The 20,236-nt window shown below is 41.2% G+C and carries 14 protein-coding genes; 5 read left to right on the top strand and 9 right to left on the bottom strand.

Features of this window, described 5'->3' with window-relative positions; genetic code table 11:
• The first annotated feature begins 18 nt into the window (after nt 1–18).
• The 3 genes from DKB62_RS10475 (at nt 19) to DKB62_RS10465 (ending at nt 2,166) form a co-directional block, all read left to right on the top strand.
• Nucleotides 19–804: a basic amino acid ABC transporter substrate-binding protein gene (locus DKB62_RS10475; RefSeq protein ID WP_414467279.1), complete on the top strand. Its 786-nt coding sequence runs from the start codon at nt 19–21 to the stop codon at nt 802–804.
• 162 nt (nt 805–966) lie between these two features.
• The gene (locus DKB62_RS10470; protein ID WP_107195572.1) at nt 967–1,509 is read left to right on the top strand and encodes a hypothetical protein; all 543 of its coding nucleotides are present in this window, start codon (nt 967–969) and stop codon (nt 1,507–1,509) included.
• 87 nt (nt 1,510–1,596) lie between these two features.
• Complete coding sequence (locus tag DKB62_RS10465) at nt 1,597–2,166, top strand: NAD(P)H-dependent oxidoreductase (RefSeq protein WP_107195571.1); 570 nt, start codon at nt 1,597–1,599, stop codon at nt 2,164–2,166.
• A 71-nt stretch (nt 2,167–2,237) separates the two neighbouring features.
• Here the strand turns inward: DKB62_RS10465 and DKB62_RS10460 are convergent, their stop codons facing one another.
• From DKB62_RS10460 to DKB62_RS10425, 9 genes are all read right to left on the bottom strand, one after another.
• On the bottom strand, nt 2,238–2,789 hold the full coding sequence (locus DKB62_RS10460) for an RNA 2'-phosphotransferase (RefSeq protein WP_107195570.1): 552 nt from the start codon (nt 2,787–2,789) through the stop codon (nt 2,238–2,240).
• A gap of 31 nt (nt 2,790–2,820) precedes the next feature.
• On the bottom strand, nt 2,821–3,744 hold the full coding sequence (locus tag DKB62_RS10455) for a Fic family protein (protein WP_107195569.1): 924 nt from the start codon (nt 3,742–3,744) through the stop codon (nt 2,821–2,823).
• A gap of 156 nt (nt 3,745–3,900) precedes the next feature.
• On the bottom strand, nt 3,901–5,091 hold the full coding sequence (locus tag DKB62_RS10450) for an IS256 family transposase (protein ID WP_115759899.1): 1,191 nt from the start codon (nt 5,089–5,091) through the stop codon (nt 3,901–3,903).
• A 537-nt stretch (nt 5,092–5,628) separates the two neighbouring features.
• On the bottom strand, nt 5,629–6,564 hold the full coding sequence (locus DKB62_RS12735; protein ID WP_198643527.1) for an ATP-binding protein: 936 nt from the start codon (nt 6,562–6,564) through the stop codon (nt 5,629–5,631).
• Nucleotides 6,561–7,040 carry an AlbA family DNA-binding domain-containing protein gene (locus DKB62_RS12730; RefSeq protein WP_198643526.1) on the bottom strand — a complete coding sequence of 160 codons (480 nt, stop codon included), beginning with the start codon at nt 7,038–7,040 and terminating at the stop codon, nt 6,561–6,563. The genes DKB62_RS12735 and DKB62_RS12730 overlap by 4 nt, the downstream gene beginning before the upstream one ends.
• A 651-nt stretch (nt 7,041–7,691) precedes the next feature.
• Nucleotides 7,692–11,525: a helicase-related protein gene (locus DKB62_RS10440; RefSeq protein WP_157949728.1), complete on the bottom strand. Its 3,834-nt coding sequence runs from the start codon at nt 11,523–11,525 to the stop codon at nt 7,692–7,694.
• A 26-nt stretch (nt 11,526–11,551) separates the two neighbouring features.
• Nucleotides 11,552–14,638, bottom strand: coding sequence for a DUF1156 domain-containing protein (locus DKB62_RS10435; RefSeq protein ID WP_107196388.1), 3,087 nt, complete (start codon nt 14,636–14,638; stop codon nt 11,552–11,554).
• Between the two features lie 10 nt (nt 14,639–14,648).
• Entirely contained in the window at nt 14,649–15,224 is a 576-nt protein-coding gene (locus DKB62_RS10430; protein ID WP_107196387.1) for a DUF7680 family protein, read from the bottom strand.
• Between the two features lie 10 nt (nt 15,225–15,234).
• Entirely contained in the window at nt 15,235–18,480 is a 3,246-nt protein-coding gene (locus tag DKB62_RS10425; protein ID WP_107196386.1) for an ATP-binding protein, read from the bottom strand.
• Between the two features lie 76 nt (nt 18,481–18,556).
• Between DKB62_RS10425 and DKB62_RS10420 the strand changes: the two genes are divergently transcribed.
• Both DKB62_RS10420 and DKB62_RS10415 read left to right on the top strand, forming a co-directional pair.
• Entirely contained in the window at nt 18,557–19,048 is a 492-nt protein-coding gene (locus DKB62_RS10420; protein ID WP_107196385.1) for a hypothetical protein, read from the top strand.
• 77 nt (nt 19,049–19,125) lie between these two features.
• Nucleotides 19,126–19,968, top strand: coding sequence for a tyrosine-type recombinase/integrase (locus DKB62_RS10415; RefSeq protein WP_107196384.1), 843 nt, complete (start codon nt 19,126–19,128; stop codon nt 19,966–19,968).
• Nucleotides 19,969–20,236: the final 268 nt, after the last annotated feature.

Below are 20,236 nucleotides of genomic sequence, written 5' to 3'. Positions count from 1 at the left end.
AAAAGGGGTGTATGAACTATGTTGATAAACAAAAAGTGGATTACTGCGGCGCTGCTGGTCACGACAACGGCAGCAGCCCTTACCGGCTGCGGAGGCAGCGAAACGGCAACGCATTCCGACAAGCCGCTGATCGTCGGCACGGAGCCTTCCTTTCCGCCTTTCGAAATGACGGAAAACGACACCTACGTCGGATTTGATATCGACTTGGCCAACGCCATCGGCGAAAAACTCGGCCGCAAAGTGGAAATCAAGACCATGGGCTTCGACGCCCTGATTCCGGCCCTGAAGAGCGGCCAAATCGACCTCATCGCCTCGGCCATGTCCGCAACGGAAGAGCGCAAAAAGCAGGTAGACTTTACAGATCCCTATTATATCGGCGGCTCCGTCATCGTCGTCCGTAAGGACAACACCGACATCCGCGGCTGGGATGACATTACCGGCAAAACCGTCGCCGTCCAGGCAGGATCCAAGCCGGCGGACTTCGCTGAAAAGCAGGGAGCCCTGCTGAAGCAGTTCGACGCCAACTACCAATGCCTGCAGGAATTGCAGGTAGGAGCCAGCGAAGCGGCGGCCCTCGATAAAGCCGTAGCCTTGTACTATATTTCCAAAGGCGGCCTCTCCGATCTCAAAGTCGTCGGCGAACCGAAGAAATTAGCCGGCTCCGCTATGGCAATCAACAAAGGCAATGAAAAAGAACTGAAAGAAATCAACGCCGCGCTGCAAGCGATGAAAAAAGACGGCACCTATACGAAGCTGTATCAAAAATGGTTCGGCGTAGAACCGACGCCCGAAGAATTACAGTAACCCGACATGCAGAAGCCCGTACGTCAAGAGTTTTCTTCCTCGACGTACGGGCTTTTAGCTTTCAAAAACAACCGGTCCGGCCTTGCTATTTTCTTCTCTGGCTGGTACGATGAAATCAGAATATATCCAATCCAAAATATGCCATAGGGAGGAACGAGGGCCATGCAGTACAGATCCACTTACGCATCCTATCCCGAATCGTTAGCAGCTCTCTTTCAGCATGAAAAAGACGACATCGACCTCTTTTGCCGGCAAACGGGCGTGACGTGCCGCTGTAAGCTGGGATTTATCATCATAAAAACTGCCGCGGAATCGTGGGTTCTCCATCAATCCGCCCTGGACGACACGATTCTCTTGTATCACAAAAATACGCAGGATATACCGGCTCGGCCCAAGGCGGCTGTATATGAGCAGTACGCCCGCTACCATATTCAAGATTTCTACGTCGAATCGATTTGCTACGCCCTGGGTTACGTATATCTGCACGAGCTGTGCACGTCGAGAAAGGAAATCCCCTTCGAGCAGCTGCCGCCGGTCATGCAGGATTTCCTGACCTACACGAAGCGCCGCATGGAAAGGCCGGACCGGCATATGCGCCGCCATAAACGGCGCGCCCTGCTCAAACAGCAAAAGAAAGCGGAAAAAGCCAGGGACGCCCAGCGAATCGAAGAACTGATTGCCAGCCTGTTTCCCGATTCGGTCTGACGCACTGCGTTTTGCATACCCCGGCATATACACAGCCTGCAGCATATCCTATAGTAAAGGTAATCTTATGAACAGGAGAGATATCTCATGAAAAACATTTTATTCATCAATGCCTGCCCCCGCCCTCAATCCCGTACTCTTGCATTGGCTCAGGAAGTATTGAAAAAAGTATCCGGAACGGTAACGGAAATCAATCTGTATCAAGAACCCCTTCGCCCCCTTGACTGGGAACAGCTGAAAGAAAGAGACGCCCTTATCGCCTCTCATACGATGTCGTCGTCAATGTTCGACTACGCCCATCAGTTTGCCGCAGCAGACGACATCGTCATTGCCGCCCCCTATTGGGACTTGGCCTTCCCTTCTATCCTGCGCGTATACTTTGAGCAGATTACCGTATTGGGCATCACTTTCACGTATTCTCCAGAAGGAATTCCCGTCGGCCTGTGCCGGGCCGGCCGCATTCTCTACGTGACGACAGCCGGCGGCCCCATCGGACCATACAACCTAGGCTACGACTACGTAAAATCCCTGACCACGCTTTACTACGGCATTCCGCAAGTCCTCTGCTTTACGGCGGAAAATCTGGATATCGTCGGCGCCGATGTGCAAGGCATTATGGAACAAGCTATCGAAAACATAAAAAACAGCCCCATTTAATACGCTGCATCCTAATACAAAACTCTCCTCGTGAACTGATAACCCGCTTCACGAGGAGAGTTTTTCTATCATCATTTAGTTTTTTTACCATCCGGCACGCGCTTTATGTATTTTGCAGGAACAGCCTTCGTCAGCCATACGCCGTTGACGGACAGGTAAAATATATAGCCGTCCGCCGCCATGGCGTTCGTATCGATTTGATATACAACAGGCCGACCATGCCTGCGGCCTACGGTGACAGCCGTTTCATAATTAGCCGATAAATGCACGTACAGACGCGACTTGGAAATCAACCCCTGCCCGTCGATAGCCGCCGCATATTTCTCGCCGGTCCCATGCCATAATACGCTGGGCGGCCGCTTCTGCTCCAATTCCACGTCGACGGAAACAGAATGGCCCTGATTGGCCCGAATCAACGTCTTGTCTTCATTAAAAGAATATCTCCCTTTACTATCAGTCCGCACGATGTCTTCCAGCATTTCCCTCGTAAAAGGCTGCCGCTTCGCAATACCGGCAACCAATGCATCGACCTCAGCCCATCCATGATCGTCCAGAGAAATACCGATGACTTCCGGCTTGTGCCGTAAAATTAAAGCGATGAATTTACTTGTATTACGTTTCATACCGTCCTCGTTTCAATATACATACCATAAATCAAAATACTCGTAAGCTATGCTGATTCTCAGATCTATAGGGTATTTTAAAATATTCCATTACCTTTTTGAAATAATCCTGCGCCGTCAGACACGTATCCCGCAAAAAGCCTTTCTCATGATCCCATTCCTGCAGCCCTCGATAATAAAACAACTTTAATTCTTCTGTAATAATAAACGGCACAATATGATTCCTCAAGCATTCGCTTAACATCAGCAGGCGGCCAACTCGCCCGTTGCCGTCTTGAAATGGGTGGATGCGTTCAAAACGGACGTGAAATTCCAGTATATCGTCTAAATCTTTGGCTTTTGACGCGCCATACGTATGCAGCAACTTCTTAATCTCGCCCTCCACCTCCTGAGGCGCTGCCGTAGGATTTCCGCCGACTTCATTAGGAAATTTTTTGTATTCCCCTACGGCAAACCAGTCTTTGCTGGCATCAGTCGTTCCCGTCTTCAGCGTCCTGTGCAAGACTTTAATAAACCGCTCGGATAAACCTAATGAGGCATGGTCTATAACCATATCTATACAGCGGAAGTGGTTAACCGTTTCAACGATGTCATCTACGCGTATGGCCTGTCCGGCAGGGCCAATAGTTTTCGTTTCAAAAATATATCTCGTCTGTTCATGAGTCATCCGGCTGCCTTCTATGTGGTTCGAATTATAGGTCATATCAATTTGCAGCTTATGATATATGCCGCCCGGCATCTGGCTTTCCTTCTCACGCCGCAATATTTGCAGCAGCGATTTCGGATAACTATCTGCACGCTTCTTCCGTTTCGGTTTTTCTGCCGATATGGGAATATTCCAAGTTTTCCCCGTCAAAAAAGCGCCCCTCACGCGGCCGGCAGCGCAGTAATTTCGAACAGACCGCTCTGATATTCCCCAGCGTGCTGCCGTTTCTTTTACCGACATATATTCCATAGCCCAATCCTCCCTACTACATGCAACGTACCACAATTATATGCCAATATCGGCAATATATCAATAATTCTAATAAATTTAATTATTCGTAAAATTGCCGATGGTAGTGTCAAGTATTTTTCGCAAAATGGTTTGCAGGCCCTGATATGAGTGAAGTCACCCAGCAATGGAGGTATCCTCCAGAGCCGCCTGTAGGTGCTTCATGTTCATGTACTTCTTGTTGCCCCACTGGGTACCGGCCACATGGCGCAGCCGGGCACAGACCAGCATGAGGGCGGAGTTGCCGTCCGGGAAGCTGCCCACCACACGGGTACGGCGGCGGATCTCCCGGTTAAGCCGTTCCATGACGTTATTAGTACGGATACGGGTCCAATGTTCACAGGGAAAATCGCAGTAAGTCAGCGTTTCCTCAATGCCATCCTCCACCTTCTTGGCAGCCTCTTTCAGTTTCATGGAACGCAGTTCTTCTACCACGGCCCGGGCTTTCTCACGGGCAGCTTTCTTGCTCTCCTGCGCATGGATCGCTTTGAGCATTTTGGCCACCAGCTTCACCTTGGAACGAGGCGTTACAGAGAAGATATTGCGGTAAAAGTGTACAGTACACCGCTGGTACTTGGCCTCTGGAAACACTTCTCCTACAGCTTCCAGCATACCCAGGCACTTGTCGCCAACTACCAGTTTAACTCCATCCAGGCCCCGGCCTCGCAGCCATTGAAAGAAGCTGACCCAGCTAGCCTTGTCCTCCTTCATGCCCTCGGCAGCCCCAAGAACCTCACGGTATCCATCTTCATTTACCGCAATCGCTACCAGAATGGCCACATTCTCAAACTCTCCGCCCCAGTTGCGACGCAAGTAGATGCCGTCCACATAGACATACGGGTAATGCCCTCCCTGTAAGGGGCGGTTACGCCAATCCTCAATGTGGACATATGCCTTCTTATTCAGTTCACTGATGGTTGAGGGCGACACTTTGCTGCCCCACAGCGCCTCTGTAATGTCTTCCACACGCCGGACGGATACACCGGCCAGATACATCTCGATGAGGGCTTCTTCTACGCTGCTTTCACGGCGGCGATACCGTTCAATAATGGCGGTCTCAAAGGAGATCCCTTTGAGCTTGGGTACCTTGAGGGTAACGTCCCCGGAAGTGGTAGTGAGGCTGCGCCTGTAGTGGCCGCTGCGATAGCCCTGACGCTTCTCATTGCGCTCGTATCGGGCCGCCTGAGTCAGTTTCTCCGCCTCGGCCTCCAGCAGTTCGTTGAGTGTTTCTTCTACGCTGCCACGCACAAGATCCTTGAGCTGTCCCTTGATTACTTCCTCGTTAAGCTGTACAATCTTTTCAGACATGGTTTGCTTGCTCCTTTCAGAATGGTGTGTCGCGACTTCATTCTACCAGAGTTCTGCAAGCCATGTCTCTTTTTATTTTTGCGAAACTTATTGTACCTTATCTTGCCGATGCATGATACATACATAGACATGAGCCAACTGATATATGCAAAAACAAAAAAACAGCAAACCGCGCAAATACACGGTCTGCTGGCTGTATATCTATTATCGCATTATTCCCACCCTATCTTTTCTTTATTTCGTCAAATTCAAATAGCTTGACCATGCGCTTTTTTCCTACATTCTTTTCGTAAAAATATATCTTTTTCTACTGGTTTCATCATATAATGGTACATTTTTAGTACACCTACCCACTTCAGGTAATCTAAAAAAGTATTTTCAAGTACATGGATAAATATCTATTCAATATTATATTTATAACGCAAGTATTACTAATAAAAATTGTCCCTGTTTTCTTTCTTACATTACTAATTCACTATTATTTTTGTCTACGTTAAGGAATACGAATGTTGTGGGTCTCTGAGCCGGCCATTTTGTTTAATGATCCCCAAATCGCTTAAATGCTTCAGCCTTTTTAGAATCGTTCCACGGCTTTTTTTTTGTCTGCTCTTCTAGCTCCTTCCGGCTAACTGCTCTTCTGCTTCCCATATAAACTAATATTTCTCGCTCTAAATCATCTAACTGTTCCCATATATCATTACCTATATTTCCTATGGCCTGCTCTTTTTGCCGAATTTTCCGCATTACAATATTATTTTTTAGTGTCAGCTTGACTGCCTGCTGTCCCGGTTCTGAATATTTCGGGTCATCTAAGAAAAACGCTTCCATATCGCTATAAATACGTTTGACACCTTCATTCAGCTCCCGAACATAGCCAAATTCCGTTAAAACTCGTGATATTTTAGGATTTAGAGCATATCTTGTATGCCTAATATTTTCTACTGTAACGATATTTGGCAACCTTCCCGGACTCTTGATTTCCAAGCGGTCATCATACATAGATACTAAAATATAATCGCCAGCTAAGGCATATTCGCGATGAACGATAGCATTGACAATGCCTTCAAGCCAGGCAAATTCAGGATATTCAGGTACGATTTTAAAGGTTCCTGTTTTCGTATCAAGGGCTGTAAATTCCTGTAGCTGCGTCGCAATATATTCCTTCGCAATATCAACCAACTTCAAAATACAGTGATCCATACTTTTATCTTTCACGATGTTAATTTGCGTCCCTGCTTTAGCCGTATTCCCTTCATAGCGTACAAACCGAACACGACAATTAGGATAAAACTGCATGATATTTTCCGCAAATAACAAAACGGCTGCATTCGTCAGTTTATCTTGTCCTTCAACTGTTTTCATCAAGCCGCGAGCTTTTAATACTTGTTCCATCGGCAAATGCTCAGCATTTAGAATATGCTTATATTGTGTCAAAAGCCCTTGATCCAAGTCATTGACAGTAGCATCCATCATACATTCATCTTCAAATCTTCGCGTGTTTTACTGTATTCCAAATTCCGTAAATCCAAACCTTCAACTTCTTTTGTCCGATCTCCAATGCGTAACCAAGTTTCATCCTTGCGAGTTTGAATAATTTGCTCTTGAGGAGGAAAAATATGGATAAGAAGTAATTTATCTTGCAATCCCTTTCCATTCACTACGTCCAAGTATTCATATTCATTTTTAGGCATCGGTTTACAGTAATCTTTAGCCGCGTTAATAAAATCATTTAAACGATCCGCCCCTGCCGCTAAAACGCCTTCAATTTCCAATATCTTATCATTTATGCCAATGACAATAGTTCCACCTTCCGCATTAGCAAAAGCAGAAATCAACGGAGCTAAGTCTGACGGTTTTATTTTAGCCGATTTTCGATCAAAATATTTATTTTCAGGTTCACGAACCATATAATCCAGTGTCAATATAGGGTTTATTTTAGATTTTACCATGCCATACTCTCCGTGAAAAATTTTCCCTTATGGGATTTTTTTGATCTAACAAAATGATGGACAATTTTCTGAAACACTCTGTCGCCATTTTTACATATTACATGCTACAAACCAAAAGACGTATTACCTAGTAATTTATCAAAGCAAATGATTAATTTGCCAAATTAAAATTTTGCCTTATCATAAGGATACTACTATATCATTCTCCATGTAAATCCTATATTAATGATACCTATCAAATCTATAATTTGAAATGTTCTAACTTGCCATTTACTTACCACTACTTACCATCGCTTACCAATTTATAATTCAGCCCAAAATGGGCTTCCCAATTGCTATGCTCTCCATTACAATACAATTATTCTGATATTTTAGATAGTTTTGGCTACTTCAGCCGATTAAATTATATATGCAAAACATTCAAACTTACCATTACTTACCAATTTCTTGTTCAACTATCGTTTATACCCCCTCTCTCCATTATTTACCTGAAAAAGTAGTCATGCGAGGCAACGCAACGTCATCTCGCATGATTTCAAGGGGAACTTCATTTCTCATAAATCAAATAATCTCCATAGCTTCGTTTCCAGTGTGCCATTCTTTATCCGATCATTATTTAACTATAAGTTGCTGTCGCCATCCAGCTTATTTTTATTCCTTTCCTAACCTCTCTAATCGCGAAATAATATTTTCACATGTCTGATCCTTTTTTTTGATATGTTTCTGTAAAGCTGCTGAAATACGATGGCATAACCAAATCGCTGAACTCGTTAGCACCGGCGTAGCTACAATATTAGATTTTTTATTTTGCGTGTTAATTTGAAATAAGGATTGTCCTTCTTTATAGTTAAATGTATCTGGCAAATCTATAATATATGGCTTACGATAATTTTCCTCTAATTCTTTTATCGCATCTTGGAAATTCTCTACATGTTCTTTTCTCTTTTTTTGAAGAATTCCTATTGCCACATTTCTGACTAATTCTCTTTGCAATACGGCTAGCTCTTTATTCGTCTGTTGTATGCGTTCATACCTTTGATATAGCCGAGTTTCATCTTCAGCTATCTTTTGCAGCTCTTCTGTTGCCTTTTTTATATCTTCCTCACTCAATGGCTCATCAGCTACTGTTATGTCAGCAAGCTCACCATATGAAGTGATTAACCTTGCCCCATTTGTCGTAGAAACAACATATCCTACTATACTCCAAGTGTCAATAGGAATTACAATTTTTTGCACATATCTAATATAGTTTTGAAGCTTTTTCGTCATAAAACATAAGAGTTTATCTATCGTCGAATTTCCCCAAGTAAGAAAGGGCAATTCAGAACTCATATGATCTCGTTGCATAGTACCTCGTACTTCACACCATTGATCTGTAGCAGGAATATAAAACTCATACTTCTCTTCATCTTCTACATGGGCACCTAAACTTTTTAAATAACACGATTTTATAAGTGCATCCCATAAATCAGATAGTGTAGCAGGAAAATGCTTCTGCATCATAAATTGATGTTCTTTTTCATAAATTTCATATTGCTGTGTCGCAGAAAGTTCCATCTTAGCAGTTGCTTCTTGCTTTTCTTTAAGACGTTTTTTAGCTCGCTTTGTCAATTCTTCCAACGTAAGCGAATGATTTTGCAATTGCCTGAATTCATTAGGTTCAATTGGTAGCATTGATATTTGTTGTGTTCCAACAACACTATTGGCTTCATGTAATCTTTCAGTTAGCCGGCCATAAACAATTTCTTCCGTACTTCCCAAGTAGCACATATTTAACACTTTTACTACATCATGTGTTTGTCCAATACGATCAATTCGGCCAATCCGTTGCTCAATTTTCATGGGATTCCAGCCTAAATCAAAATTAATCAATAAATCTGCTGTTTGCAAATTTAATCCTTCAGCCGCAGCATCTGTACACAATAATACATCAATGTATCCCTTCAAGAATAAATGCTTAATGGCTTCTCGAGTTACTCTTACATAGGCATTTTTATCTTCATCAAAATAACATGTTTCCATACCTGAAAAGACACCTACATGAAGACCAGGAGCACGAGTATCCAAATATTGTTTTATGCTGGAAAGACTATCAAAAAACCTTGTGAAAATTACAGTCTGCAACATGCGATTATGGGAACCAACAATACGCCGACCTTCTAAAATTTGCAATAACCGCTCTATTTTTGAAGGCGTTTCAGATATAGACTGTAGCTGTGTCAACATATTACATAAGCATCCTTTTTCCCATTCTAAATCTGCTTTAGAACGATCTTTTAATAACATGTCGATAGTAATATCCGCAAAGTCATTTTCACTTGTATCTTCATCCGTTTCTATATCTGCTAAATAATCATCCAATTCATCTTGCGAGATAAATGTTTTTCCTTCAACTTGCAACGAATCTCTTACACGCTTTAGCCGTCTTTCCAGTGTTTTTTGAATCGCATATAAACTCGATGCAAAGCGTAACTGCAAGAAATTTAATAAAAATATCATCATTTGTCCTGATTTGGAATTATTTTTACGTATTTGTTGCGACAATCCGGCACAATACTTTTCTAAAGCATCGTAAAATTCCTGTTCTTTAAGGGAAAATTCAATGCTTGCCAACGGTAATATACGTCGCCTTGCTAAATTACTAGTCAACTGACCATGTTTTTTGTATTCTTCTAATAACTTTCTAGTATGACGCATCATGACACGGGATAATGGTGAAGCAGAAAAAAATGGCTTTACTAAAAAGTTTCTGTCGCTTGATAAACGTAGGCCATTATATGCCAAACTTTCTAAAGGACGCTTATTACGTGAATCGATAACTGTTTTTTCTAATATGTTCATTAAATAAGGATCGCTACTTTTCAGTTCATCAAAACTTCGCCCTAATATACGCCATTCTTCATTAGTTAAATTCGATGTATCAAATTTCTTCTGTATTAGTTTCCCTAAAAGCTCAAAATACGTTTCTGTTAAATATGGATCATATTGAAAGGGACCGACACGGCCAGTAAGTTTCAATAAATCATATACTTCGATAGTATCAATTTGCATTGGCGTCGCCGTTGCCATCCAGAGACTTTTCGTTTTTTTATGGAGGAGACTATCAATACATGTATATAAATGACCATATTTAGGTTCTTCAGTATATCCTTTTTGAGGATTGGAACGACGTGCATAATGAGCCTCATCAATCAACGTAATGTCCCATCCATTCGCTCTCTCAAGCATTTCCTGCCGTTCTTTTCTACTGAGCAATCCAGTAGATACAATATTCAACTGGGGACTATACAAAGTATCATCTAGTATCTCTTCTTCAGGCTGCAAATACTGATGCATAATACCACCAGTGGGTTTAGATAAGCTACGGGCAAAACGCAACATGGCTTTTTCAGAAAGTTCACGTTGCCATTGTTCTGTTAAACTGGCTGGAGCAGCAATTAATACATTTTTTACTCTACCAGATAATACTAGACTTCGGATTGCTAAAGCCGCTTCAATTGTTTTTCCTAACCCAACTTCATCACACAGTAAATACGAATACGGCCAGCTTTCTATTAAACGCCGGCTTACCATTTCCTGATGAGGCCACGGTTTGACCGGTGCTGAATACATGCCAATATAGATTCCTCCCGGCATTTTGGGAGCGTTATGTAATACAGCAAAACGAAGGAGTTCTTCTACGGTAGGTTCTGGAATGGCATCTTGAAAACGATCTTGCGATACAGAAAGGACAGTCCCATCAATTTCTGTTGGTTTACTCCGTAACGTGCGTAATTTTACCAATCGTTTTTTAACAGCTTGTGGAAGAGGTATAACAACCATATGGGGATTACGATTATGCCATAGCAACTCGAACTCATCGGCAGACATATCAACGCGCTGCCGTTCCCTATTTCCTTCCCAGTCACAATTAACGTCGATATTTTCCGCATTTAGCACCAGTGCCGTCCTAGATTCATTCAACGAGCCAGAACCGCGAAGCCGATTCCCTTCTGCATCCTTCATAATAAACCATTTTTCATGTACATATCCATCTTCTGTAGAATCAACAGAAATAGCTTCTCCGGTTTTACTGTTTTTACGAAATGCAACTCGTACTTCTAGTCGCTCTTCCGCTACCATTCGTGCTAACAGAGAAACGCCATTTACTACCTCTTCCGGCCATTGTTCAACATGTTCCAATTGAGCTAATAGCCAAACAGTCATTCGTTCATGACTTCCTGCTAAAATGGCCTGTACATCTTCAACAGCCATATCTGCTCCCACTATTAACCTCATTTTCCCGCCATGCTGTAAAAAGGCCGTGTACCCTTCAGATGCTGCGGCTAGTGACGTAGAACGAAAGTATCCTGCCATACGGTCATATTGTACTGCCCGCTGCAACGCAGGAATATAAAAATCATGAAGGATATCAACAGGCTTTCCACCTCTTATTTGACTCGTACTATAGGTAAGTTCCCACTGATAGTTTTTAAAAGTTTCCACGTCACCAACCTCACAATCTGCCACTGTTATTTCAAATCAAATATCATTCGCTGTGCCTCTTTGCGCAACGCTTCTTTGCCACAATTTTCGGCCCATACTTTCAACATCGCTAAGAGAATTGCCTCTTTACCAGCAGCATATTTTTGCATGTATGCCCGTGCAACAGGCGCATCTCCTTCTCTATATTTGCATATCATTCCCTGCATAATATCCCATTCTTGCTGCGGATTTTCCAACCGCCGCCGATTTCGTTCTTCTGGCAATACAAGTCGCAATTTACTTCCCTTTTTGACTAATGGTGCATAATACCCTTCTTCATCATCGCCACTTTGTCTTCTGCCACTGCGTTCATCATTAATGCCGATCATAGCCTCTTCATTGCTATATCCGCCACTTCGAGTTTCTAGCCGTATATTCAAGGAGCGAGATAAACTCAACGCGTCATCATATGGGAAATATTCTGTACCATAAATGCCTAATAAAGTCAACGTAATTCCAGCTTCTGAATGTAAATCATTGACCGTTAATTGACCATTTGTTATATGCGTCATTTGATATTGAGCTACGACAGCACTAGCTTCACGCATGGCTTGTATTGGAGTAACTTCATCATCTCCGTCGATAACCGGCCAATTTTCTGACAATACTTTTAAAGCACTGCCATAACTAGCCACCATCTCATCAACAGCATTTAAATGCAATACAGAAAATTGCTGCAAACTTTTTGCTACAGCTTGCCGAATTTCTTGCCGCACTCCTGTCCCGCCAAAGCCATTCCAAACTGCCGGTTCACGTTCCGTCATAATCCGTTTTCGGCAAGCTAAAAATATAGAACTAGCAGCTGCCGCTAAATCTTTTTGGTTTAAAGCTGCTGCAAATTCAGAATCTACAGGAAAAGAAGAAGAAATAATCCATCCATTTTCAATTAACGCCCGCGTCAACGTTTCCCAAGCGGCTTGTGTTTTGTGAGTAAACATCATTGTTAATATGCCATTATCTTTTAATACTCGCCGACATTCAGCGAATATCTCACTCATTCGTTGTTCATAAGCCATATTAGCATTGGCAGCCGAGCCATCGCGAACCGGATTCGCAACGGCTTCATCGCGCTTATTCGTTAGCCGTCGATTAAATACTTCTGGATATATGGCCCTAAATGTTCGTTTCTCCCAAACATAAAAATAATCGGATAACTCAGCATACTGCACGTTATTATAATACGGCGGATCGACACAAATAATATCTACACTTCTATCTTGTACAGCCATATTAGCTGCAGAGCCATGCAATATGGTAGCCGGTTTTGCCTGACTTCCCTTCAGCAATTTGCAAATACCTGCATAGGCATCTATTACTTGATTCATTCCCCAAGCTAATCCCGAATTAGGTCCTGTATAAATGAGTTCACCGAACGTCCATTTTAATGAAAAATCATGCCTACTAAAAGTTCCAGATACACTTCCTCGTTGCGTAATCCATCGAGTCTGTCTGCTATTATAATCTATGCACTTATCAATCATATATTGCAAATAATGAATAATAGCGTTTCCTTTTTCCGTACCTTCATGATTCCAAATCTCGGGCATCATATCATGTAAGGTTTCCATGGCAGTTACGTGGCCTACTAATTGCCGCGGCGTAAACATGTCACACCAATGAGTAACCCCTACTTTTAATAATTCAACAGTTTTATGACCTTCCGGTATCTTTTCAGTAGGAATTAAATCCATGTCTTCCCAATGACTCCAGTTATCTTTAAGGGCTTGCTCTGCTCTTTTCAGCGCTGCAAAATCATCAGCTGTCGGTTCACGGAAAAAAGTAACTTTTTCCGTGCGAATTTCGCCTTTATGCGCACCTGACGCGTAACGCATAATATTGCCTTGCTTATCTTTTTTAGGTTGTATTCTAACAGCAACAACACAGTATAATTTATCTGCCCATGTACCGTATTCAGACTCACCACGAGCCTGACGTTTAATTTCTTCGCTTTCAATCGCTTGTCCACAATGAATACAACGCCCGACACCATTCTTTACAGTCCCCTCTTCAGGATTTTCTCCATGAGGGCCTTTTCCATTTTGTAAACGCACTGGAATCCATCGAACGGTTTTATGACCAGGTAATCCTTCAATTTTGGGGAGTACCATCCAACCATCTTTTTTCTTCGATAAAGCAAATGAATTTAATAATGGTGCCCGTTCCCCACAATGAGGACACGTTACTTCGCGACAATATAAGTATGACAAATCATGAATTGAATCTTCACGCATTACTTGAAAAAATTCCTTCATTTTTTCTGAAACGCGCATAATCATTTTTTCACTATATGACTTCAGTTCACTAATTAAATCAGCTTTCAAAACTACCGGATATTTTAGACTAGCATATTCAATACCTGTAGCCACTGGATTTAAATCATTTGCAATAACTTTACAGCCTAATCGCATTGCCTCAAAGGGAATGGAACCTCCCCCCGCCGTCGGATCTAATACAGTATAGTTAGGGTAATACTTTATTGCACAATTCGTATAAGCTCTATCATATCCATATAAGTTCGGCAAACGAATACCACTAGCACTAAAAATATTAAGTACTTCATTGAACCAAGCCGGATCAGCTGCCACTTCTATTGCTTTAAATGTTTGCAATTTATCTATTTCTGAAATATCAATACATTGAGCTCTTTCTTGCAATTTTTCAATAGCTTCAACGTGTCGAAATTCTGGATTAACAGAAAAAAGTGAATCTAAAGCTTCACTTAATTGTCCACGAATTTTGTTGTCGTTAGTAAAAATTCGTTCCAACTCCCTAGACCATTTAAGACTACTTCCATTTTCTTCAATAAATGCTTTTGGTATATCTACTGTCGTCCCGTTAAGATGTAATTGATATTTTCTAATTCCCAATTCTTTCAAAAACATTTCCGTATCAGTGCTGGCAGGTAAAATACTTCCCAAAATAGCGGCGCGGCTTGGAGTCAACGGTCTGCGAGCCCACCACACATGAAGACGATGAGTCGGGGGTGCCGTTCCCGTATCGCGTTCTCTTTTTGTTTCCGCTCCCACTTGTTGACAAGGAAAATTTCCCTCAATCAACTTTTCTTCATATTCCATACAAAATCCCTCACTTTCGTAGTCTTTCTAATAAGGTCTGTATTTCTTTTTCATCATTTTGTCGACCAGCCAACATAAGGCGCAATCCGGCCTTAGCCCATTCTATACTTCGCTTGCCATAGGTAGGAACGCTGACTTTTGTTAGCCAATACAACGTCTCTTCTCTACTAAATCGCTCAATTCGCCAAGCCATAAGTTCCAATCTATCCTGCCGCCGAACTTGTGGATGAAGCTTTGCCAATAACGCCAGCTTCGCCCCGATCGTCTCATTAAGAGGTATATTTCCTCGAAAAATAATCGTATCATCAATCAAATCCTGAAGCCCCAGTGGTCTTCCTGCCGTATCATACACTTGAGTCAGCATCACGCGAATTGCCTGTTTACAAGCTCGTAAACTTGTGTTATAAATTCGCCCATAGTCACGTAATTTGGCTGTATTCCGTTCTGTCGTATAGCGTTCGCAAAGTTCCAGCACTGGCCCTGTAAACTCCTTCCGCATCGTAACTCGCATAATCCACGGCGCTGTTTTTAGTAACGGACTCATCTCGTGTACAATACGACGTTGTTTTTGCGTTAATTCCGGCATAATATGCTCCTTACATCTTTAATTGTTTAATCAATTCATCTGAATCATCAGTAGTATCATCTAACTCAATCTCTGCATCTGTGCTATCTGACAACTTAGCCACGTGAGTAAGTATTGCAAAAAATTCATCTAATTCTTTAATATCCCTAGGTGTTAAATTTCCAAAATCTACTCGCAAGGTAGCTCCACTTGGCAATTGTAGCCCCCCAAAACTTAAATATTTTATATTGGTTTTCGCTTTTCCCCGTGTATACCAACTGCTTAATTTATTTAACAGAGGGTATATTTTTTTTGCTGTATCCTTCGCACTAATCCCAGACAGCAATGTATTCGCAGTAAATGTGGTTGACCACCCGCGTTCACTTACAGCATCTTTTGTAATAATGACATCGGTTGACTCAAAATCATTGAAAGATATGTCATACGAATCAATAAATTCTGGACGTTCGGTTTGCCCAGCTTGCCCATTATACACGCTATATGCTGACGTATTTACCATTTCTCGCAGACAACCTTTTACTTGATTTTCTCCAACGTTATTATACTTTGTCTGCACTGCACTAATCAATGACCCAACAGTAGCATCCCCATTAGATTGAAGGATTTCTTCAAGCGCTGTTTTGACTTTTTCACTAGGTACTTTATCTTTATCTAGCCATCCCCGAATTTTTGCTTTTTCAACTGGCATAAGTGAATACCCATCATTAAATAGACTAATGTCTAAACTAACTGTTTTTTCTTGTGTATATATTTCTTCTGGCTGCGTTTCCTCGGCATGTTGGCTCATCTTATAAATAACCCAGCAACCTTTTTTCACTCCTTCTCTTACTATTTTTTCTAATATGTTCTTTTGGGGAAGCATAGGCCACGAGCGGTTTGTACGTAAAAATTGCAATACATCCCGTACTTTAATATGGTCTTTTGTACGGAAGAAAAACTGTTGTGCCAAAGATTGTAATTCCGATGTCTTAAATTCTTCTGTATCCGAAAGAATCTGTCCTTCAGTTCGCAAAATATTCACAATTTGCGTTAAAAACGCTGCGCCTCTTTCTGTTGATGTTCCTCGCAACTCACTATGTTCGATGTTATTTCCTTTGGCAAAATATACACTATTATATAAATTAGATACTTCTGAAACTAATCCCAATTCTCTATCTCTTTTCCGTTCTATAAACTCGGGATCATTCAGTTGGCTCGGATTAATACCGAATGATTGTGGGTTAGCCTGCAATTTTTGCATAGCTATCACTTGTCTCGCAATGACCTCCACATTATTTTTATTCGCCCTAATACTATTACCATTTTCAAACAAATCCATCTCATTACCATTTGTCAATACATGAGAGGTTTTGGGTATCAACATGACCATCATATTCTGATATGTTCGAGGAAGATTAGGCCCTTTAGTTTCATAAAAAACCATTGGATCAATCTCTTCTACATCTAAGCTAACTACAGCTACCGTTAACCGTTCTTGATTATCTGGAATATCTTGTGGTAGATGTACGTCATGCTCAATATGAAATATCGAGTCATCTTGTATCATAGGACTAACAATACTTTTTAATTTATTATGAACTTCTCCAGAACTAACATTTTGCCTAATTCTGGCTAATACGCTATTAATAGTTGGGTCTTGATGAGCAAAATATTTCCCATCTTCACATCGAAGATAAAAAGCATCCTGCGTAATAGCGTCTAATGCAGTTTTAACTTGTGTAGGCGTCAACCTTGGAGAACTAGTCATAAAAACAGCATCTCGCTGATTAATTCCAAATACTTTAGATCGTTTTCCTTCGGCTCTTCCTACTAAACTATTTAAAAATACGGTTTTCCAAGTCAACTCGTACATCGGTATACCATCGGGATGAGGATTTCTTTCATCTGCTAATTGTGCTTGACTTTTCCCACCGACAAGATTTTTCGTTTCAATACTACCAATATCTGTATTCAAGACATTGCGTAAATCAGAACTTCCCGTTTTCCCTAAAATTTCATCAACAATGGCTGGCTTTCGTAAATCAATGTCACTAGCATGAATTAAATATACAGGAAGTTTATTTTCCCAAATCGCACGCACAGTTAATGCTAATACGCGAAGAACACCACGAGTTCCCTGAAAGTTTTCTGCCAGCGCTAACTTTTGATTTAAAAAGTCTACTAATTTAGGATGGAACGGATAGTTTTCTAAAATTCGTTGCTGAAAATTTACGTTATTTGCTTCTTCTGGCAATAACGTCATATTTCTTTGATAAAGCTCTGTATAGGCTTGCATAACGCCATGTGCGGCCTCGCTATCAATAGATTCAAATAAACGTTTTCCTAATACACGAGAAATTTCACTCGCTTGCACAGGCGTAACAACTGTCGCTTCCCGACTGACAACGCTCATTACACTTTTATTGGCGCGTTCTGCAAAAGCGACGGCTTCATCTCCGGACAATTCTTTTTCCCTAATTTCGTTTAATTTTTCTGTTAGTGCTTTTGTTTGTTTAGAAAAAGCATCAGCAGCGCTTGCCAACGTAACGATAACAGAGATACCCGTATGTGTTTTCGCATAATTATTTAGAGACATCAAAAACGCACTAAGCTGATCAGCACCTTTACTAGGCAACGCAGCTTCTAAACGTGCTGCATATTGAGCTAATTCATCCAACATAATAATAATTTTTTTGTTACCTAATACTTTATCAAAAAAGGGCTTTCCAGGAGAAGCCATAGATTCTGCTTCACCTTGAACTTCCGTATATAATGTTTCTCCACCTATTTGATATGCCATCTCTCCCCATATAGTATAGGGAATCAATTGTTCACCCTTAACTTTCTGAACAGATAAATTATCTCCTGCAATACCAACAACAATAACACTTCCTGGTTCAGGTAAATATTTTTCATTCACTATATCCCGTGTAACATTTTTTAGTTCTTTACCCTTATATGCAATATGTACACAAGCAATAAGTGTATGCGTTTTGCCACCTCCAAAAGACGTTTCCAATCGGTAAATAGCAGGCACTGACGAATCGCCACTAATGCGCCTAAAAACACTACCTACAGTTTGCCTCAATCCATCTGTAGGATAAGTAGCTTCTCGAAAAAACATTTCAGCATCAGTATACAAACTATCAATATAATCATTGCCAGTATGGTGATAGTACTGAATAACCGGATCTAGTGAAGCTGTAAATATTTCCGGATTAAATGTTCCTTGTTTGATACTTTTTCTTGGCACACATGCTTCTAATACATTCTTCATTTTTATTCCCCATTCCAATTAATATATCAGACCATAGATTTACTTTTACAATTAATTTTTATAATGCTTAGGATATTTGTCAGTAATTTTATATGCTTCTAAAACAAATTCTTCAAATTCTGCTAACCATTTTACGTTCTCTGCATGCAAGGAAGAAATTCACTATGGCATACAGACGCCGAATCAAGTAGCAGAACATGAGGAGCTGACCCAACAAATAAAAGCCATACAAGAGCAGCTACAGCCACAAGTAGAAGCACTAGGGAAAACGATGACACCTACGATGGACACCTTGTTATATAGTATACGGGGGACGTTTAAGTTTGTAGACGACATGAGAGCAGAACAAAAACATGCCAAAAAGAAAATACAACGGTATTTGCTCATAGGTATACTTATGTTGACAGTACTTCAAGCCTTTTGCTTTACTTCGCTTCGTGACGAATTGGCAAATCACACGCAAGCTCTCCTGATGATACATGATACACTGAGCAGAAATGCTGCGTATTGGTATGATGCTGCCAATCACCAACTTTATGTCAGAAATCGAAGTACTGCCGAACAATAACAGGAAGGAGAAAATATAATGGCTACATTTTAGGACAAAAATCGAAATACTTGGGGCATCTCCTTCTACTATACTGATTGGACAAGCCAACGAAACCGCAAAAAAAGATAGGGTTCAAGACACGCCGAGACGCCTTGACTTTTGAAGAATCCTTCAAGTTCAAGGCTTCAGGCTCTACCATGATGACGTTTGGCGAACTTTATGAATTGTACATGGAAGATGCTAAAGTACGACTGAAGCCAACGACATACTGCAACAAAGAATATATTATCAGTCTCAAGGTTCTTCCATTCTTCAAGGATCTCCCACTTGCTTCTATCACACCGGCAACAATCCGTAAATGGCAGAATCAGCTTTTTAGTACGACATACGCGCGCGAAAAAAGCCAGTTACACTATACACAGACTTATCTCAAAACAATTAACAATCAAGTATCTGCAATTTTCAATTTTGCCGTAAAATACTATCACTTGCCGCAAAATCCAGCGTGTCTCTGCGGATCTATCGGAAAAAAACGGTCTGATCGAATAAGTTTCTGGACTCTCGATGAATTTCGCGCCTTTATTGTGGTTTATAAGGATGATATTTTATATTATACTATTTTTATGATGCTTTTCTGGACAGGCATGCGCGAAGGCAAATTACTGGCTCTTACAGCAGCTGATTTTAATTTCAGCACCCAAACAATTAGTACCACTAAAAGTTATTCTCGCCTAAACGGGCAAGACTTGATTCAAAAGCCCAAAACATCAAAAAGTATCCGTACGATTACGATTCCCCCTTTTCTCTGTTCGATTGTCCAAACTTACATGAATTCTATCTATAGACTACACAAACATGACCGCCTATTCCCTATTACTAAACATAGCATTTTGCGTTATTTGCACAACGGCAGTCAAAAAGCCGGCGTCAAAAAATAAGAGTTCATGACCTGCGCCCATTCACATGCTTCCTTTCTTGTCAATCAAGGCTTTTCCCCATTGGTCATCAAAAAACGCCTAGGACACGACAATATTGAAATAACTTTGAATACGTATTCGCATCTTTATCCATCTCAACAAACAAAACTTCTGGATGTGATGGAAAAATTAGGTAAAATGTCAGTTCCAAAAAAGCAAAAACAGGAAATTTGGTACACCGATATGAAAAAGAAACTCCATAAGCCGCTATTTTAAGCGTTTTATGGAG

Source organism: Megasphaera stantonii, assembly GCF_003367905.1.
GTDB lineage: Bacteria > Bacillota > Negativicutes > Veillonellales > Megasphaeraceae > Megasphaera > Megasphaera stantonii.
The sequence above is the reverse complement of the archived record's forward strand: the minus strand, read 5'-3'. Positions and strand labels throughout refer to the sequence as shown.

Excerpts from the sequence above, each read along its gene's own strand:
- DKB62_RS10475 (WP_414467279.1), top strand. The coding sequence starts at position 19 with ATGTTGATAAACAAAAAGTGGATTACTGCGGCGCTGCTGGTCACGACA.
- DKB62_RS10470 (WP_107195572.1), top strand. The coding sequence starts at position 967 with ATGCAGTACAGATCCACTTACGCATCCTATCCCGAATCGTTAGCAGCT.
- DKB62_RS10465 (WP_107195571.1), top strand. The coding sequence starts at position 1,597 with ATGAAAAACATTTTATTCATCAATGCCTGCCCCCGCCCTCAATCCCGT.
- DKB62_RS10460 (WP_107195570.1), bottom strand. The coding sequence starts at position 2,789 with ATGAAACGTAATACAAGTAAATTCATCGCTTTAATTTTACGGCACAAG.
- DKB62_RS10455 (WP_107195569.1), bottom strand. The coding sequence starts at position 3,744 with ATGGAATATATGTCGGTAAAAGAAACGGCAGCACGCTGGGGAATATCA.
- DKB62_RS10450 (WP_115759899.1), bottom strand. The coding sequence starts at position 5,091 with ATGTCTGAAAAGATTGTACAGCTTAACGAGGAAGTAATCAAGGGACAG.
- DKB62_RS12735 (WP_198643527.1), bottom strand. The coding sequence starts at position 6,564 with ATGATGGATGCTACTGTCAATGACTTGGATCAAGGGCTTTTGACACAA.
- DKB62_RS12730 (WP_198643526.1), bottom strand. The coding sequence starts at position 7,040 with ATGGTAAAATCTAAAATAAACCCTATATTGACACTGGATTATATGGTT.
- DKB62_RS10435 (WP_107196388.1), bottom strand. The coding sequence starts at position 14,638 with ATGGAATATGAAGAAAAGTTGATTGAGGGAAATTTTCCTTGTCAACAA.
- DKB62_RS10430 (WP_107196387.1), bottom strand. The coding sequence starts at position 15,224 with ATGCCGGAATTAACGCAAAAACAACGTCGTATTGTACACGAGATGAGT.
- DKB62_RS10425 (WP_107196386.1), bottom strand. The coding sequence starts at position 18,480 with ATGAAGAATGTATTAGAAGCATGTGTGCCAAGAAAAAGTATCAAACAA.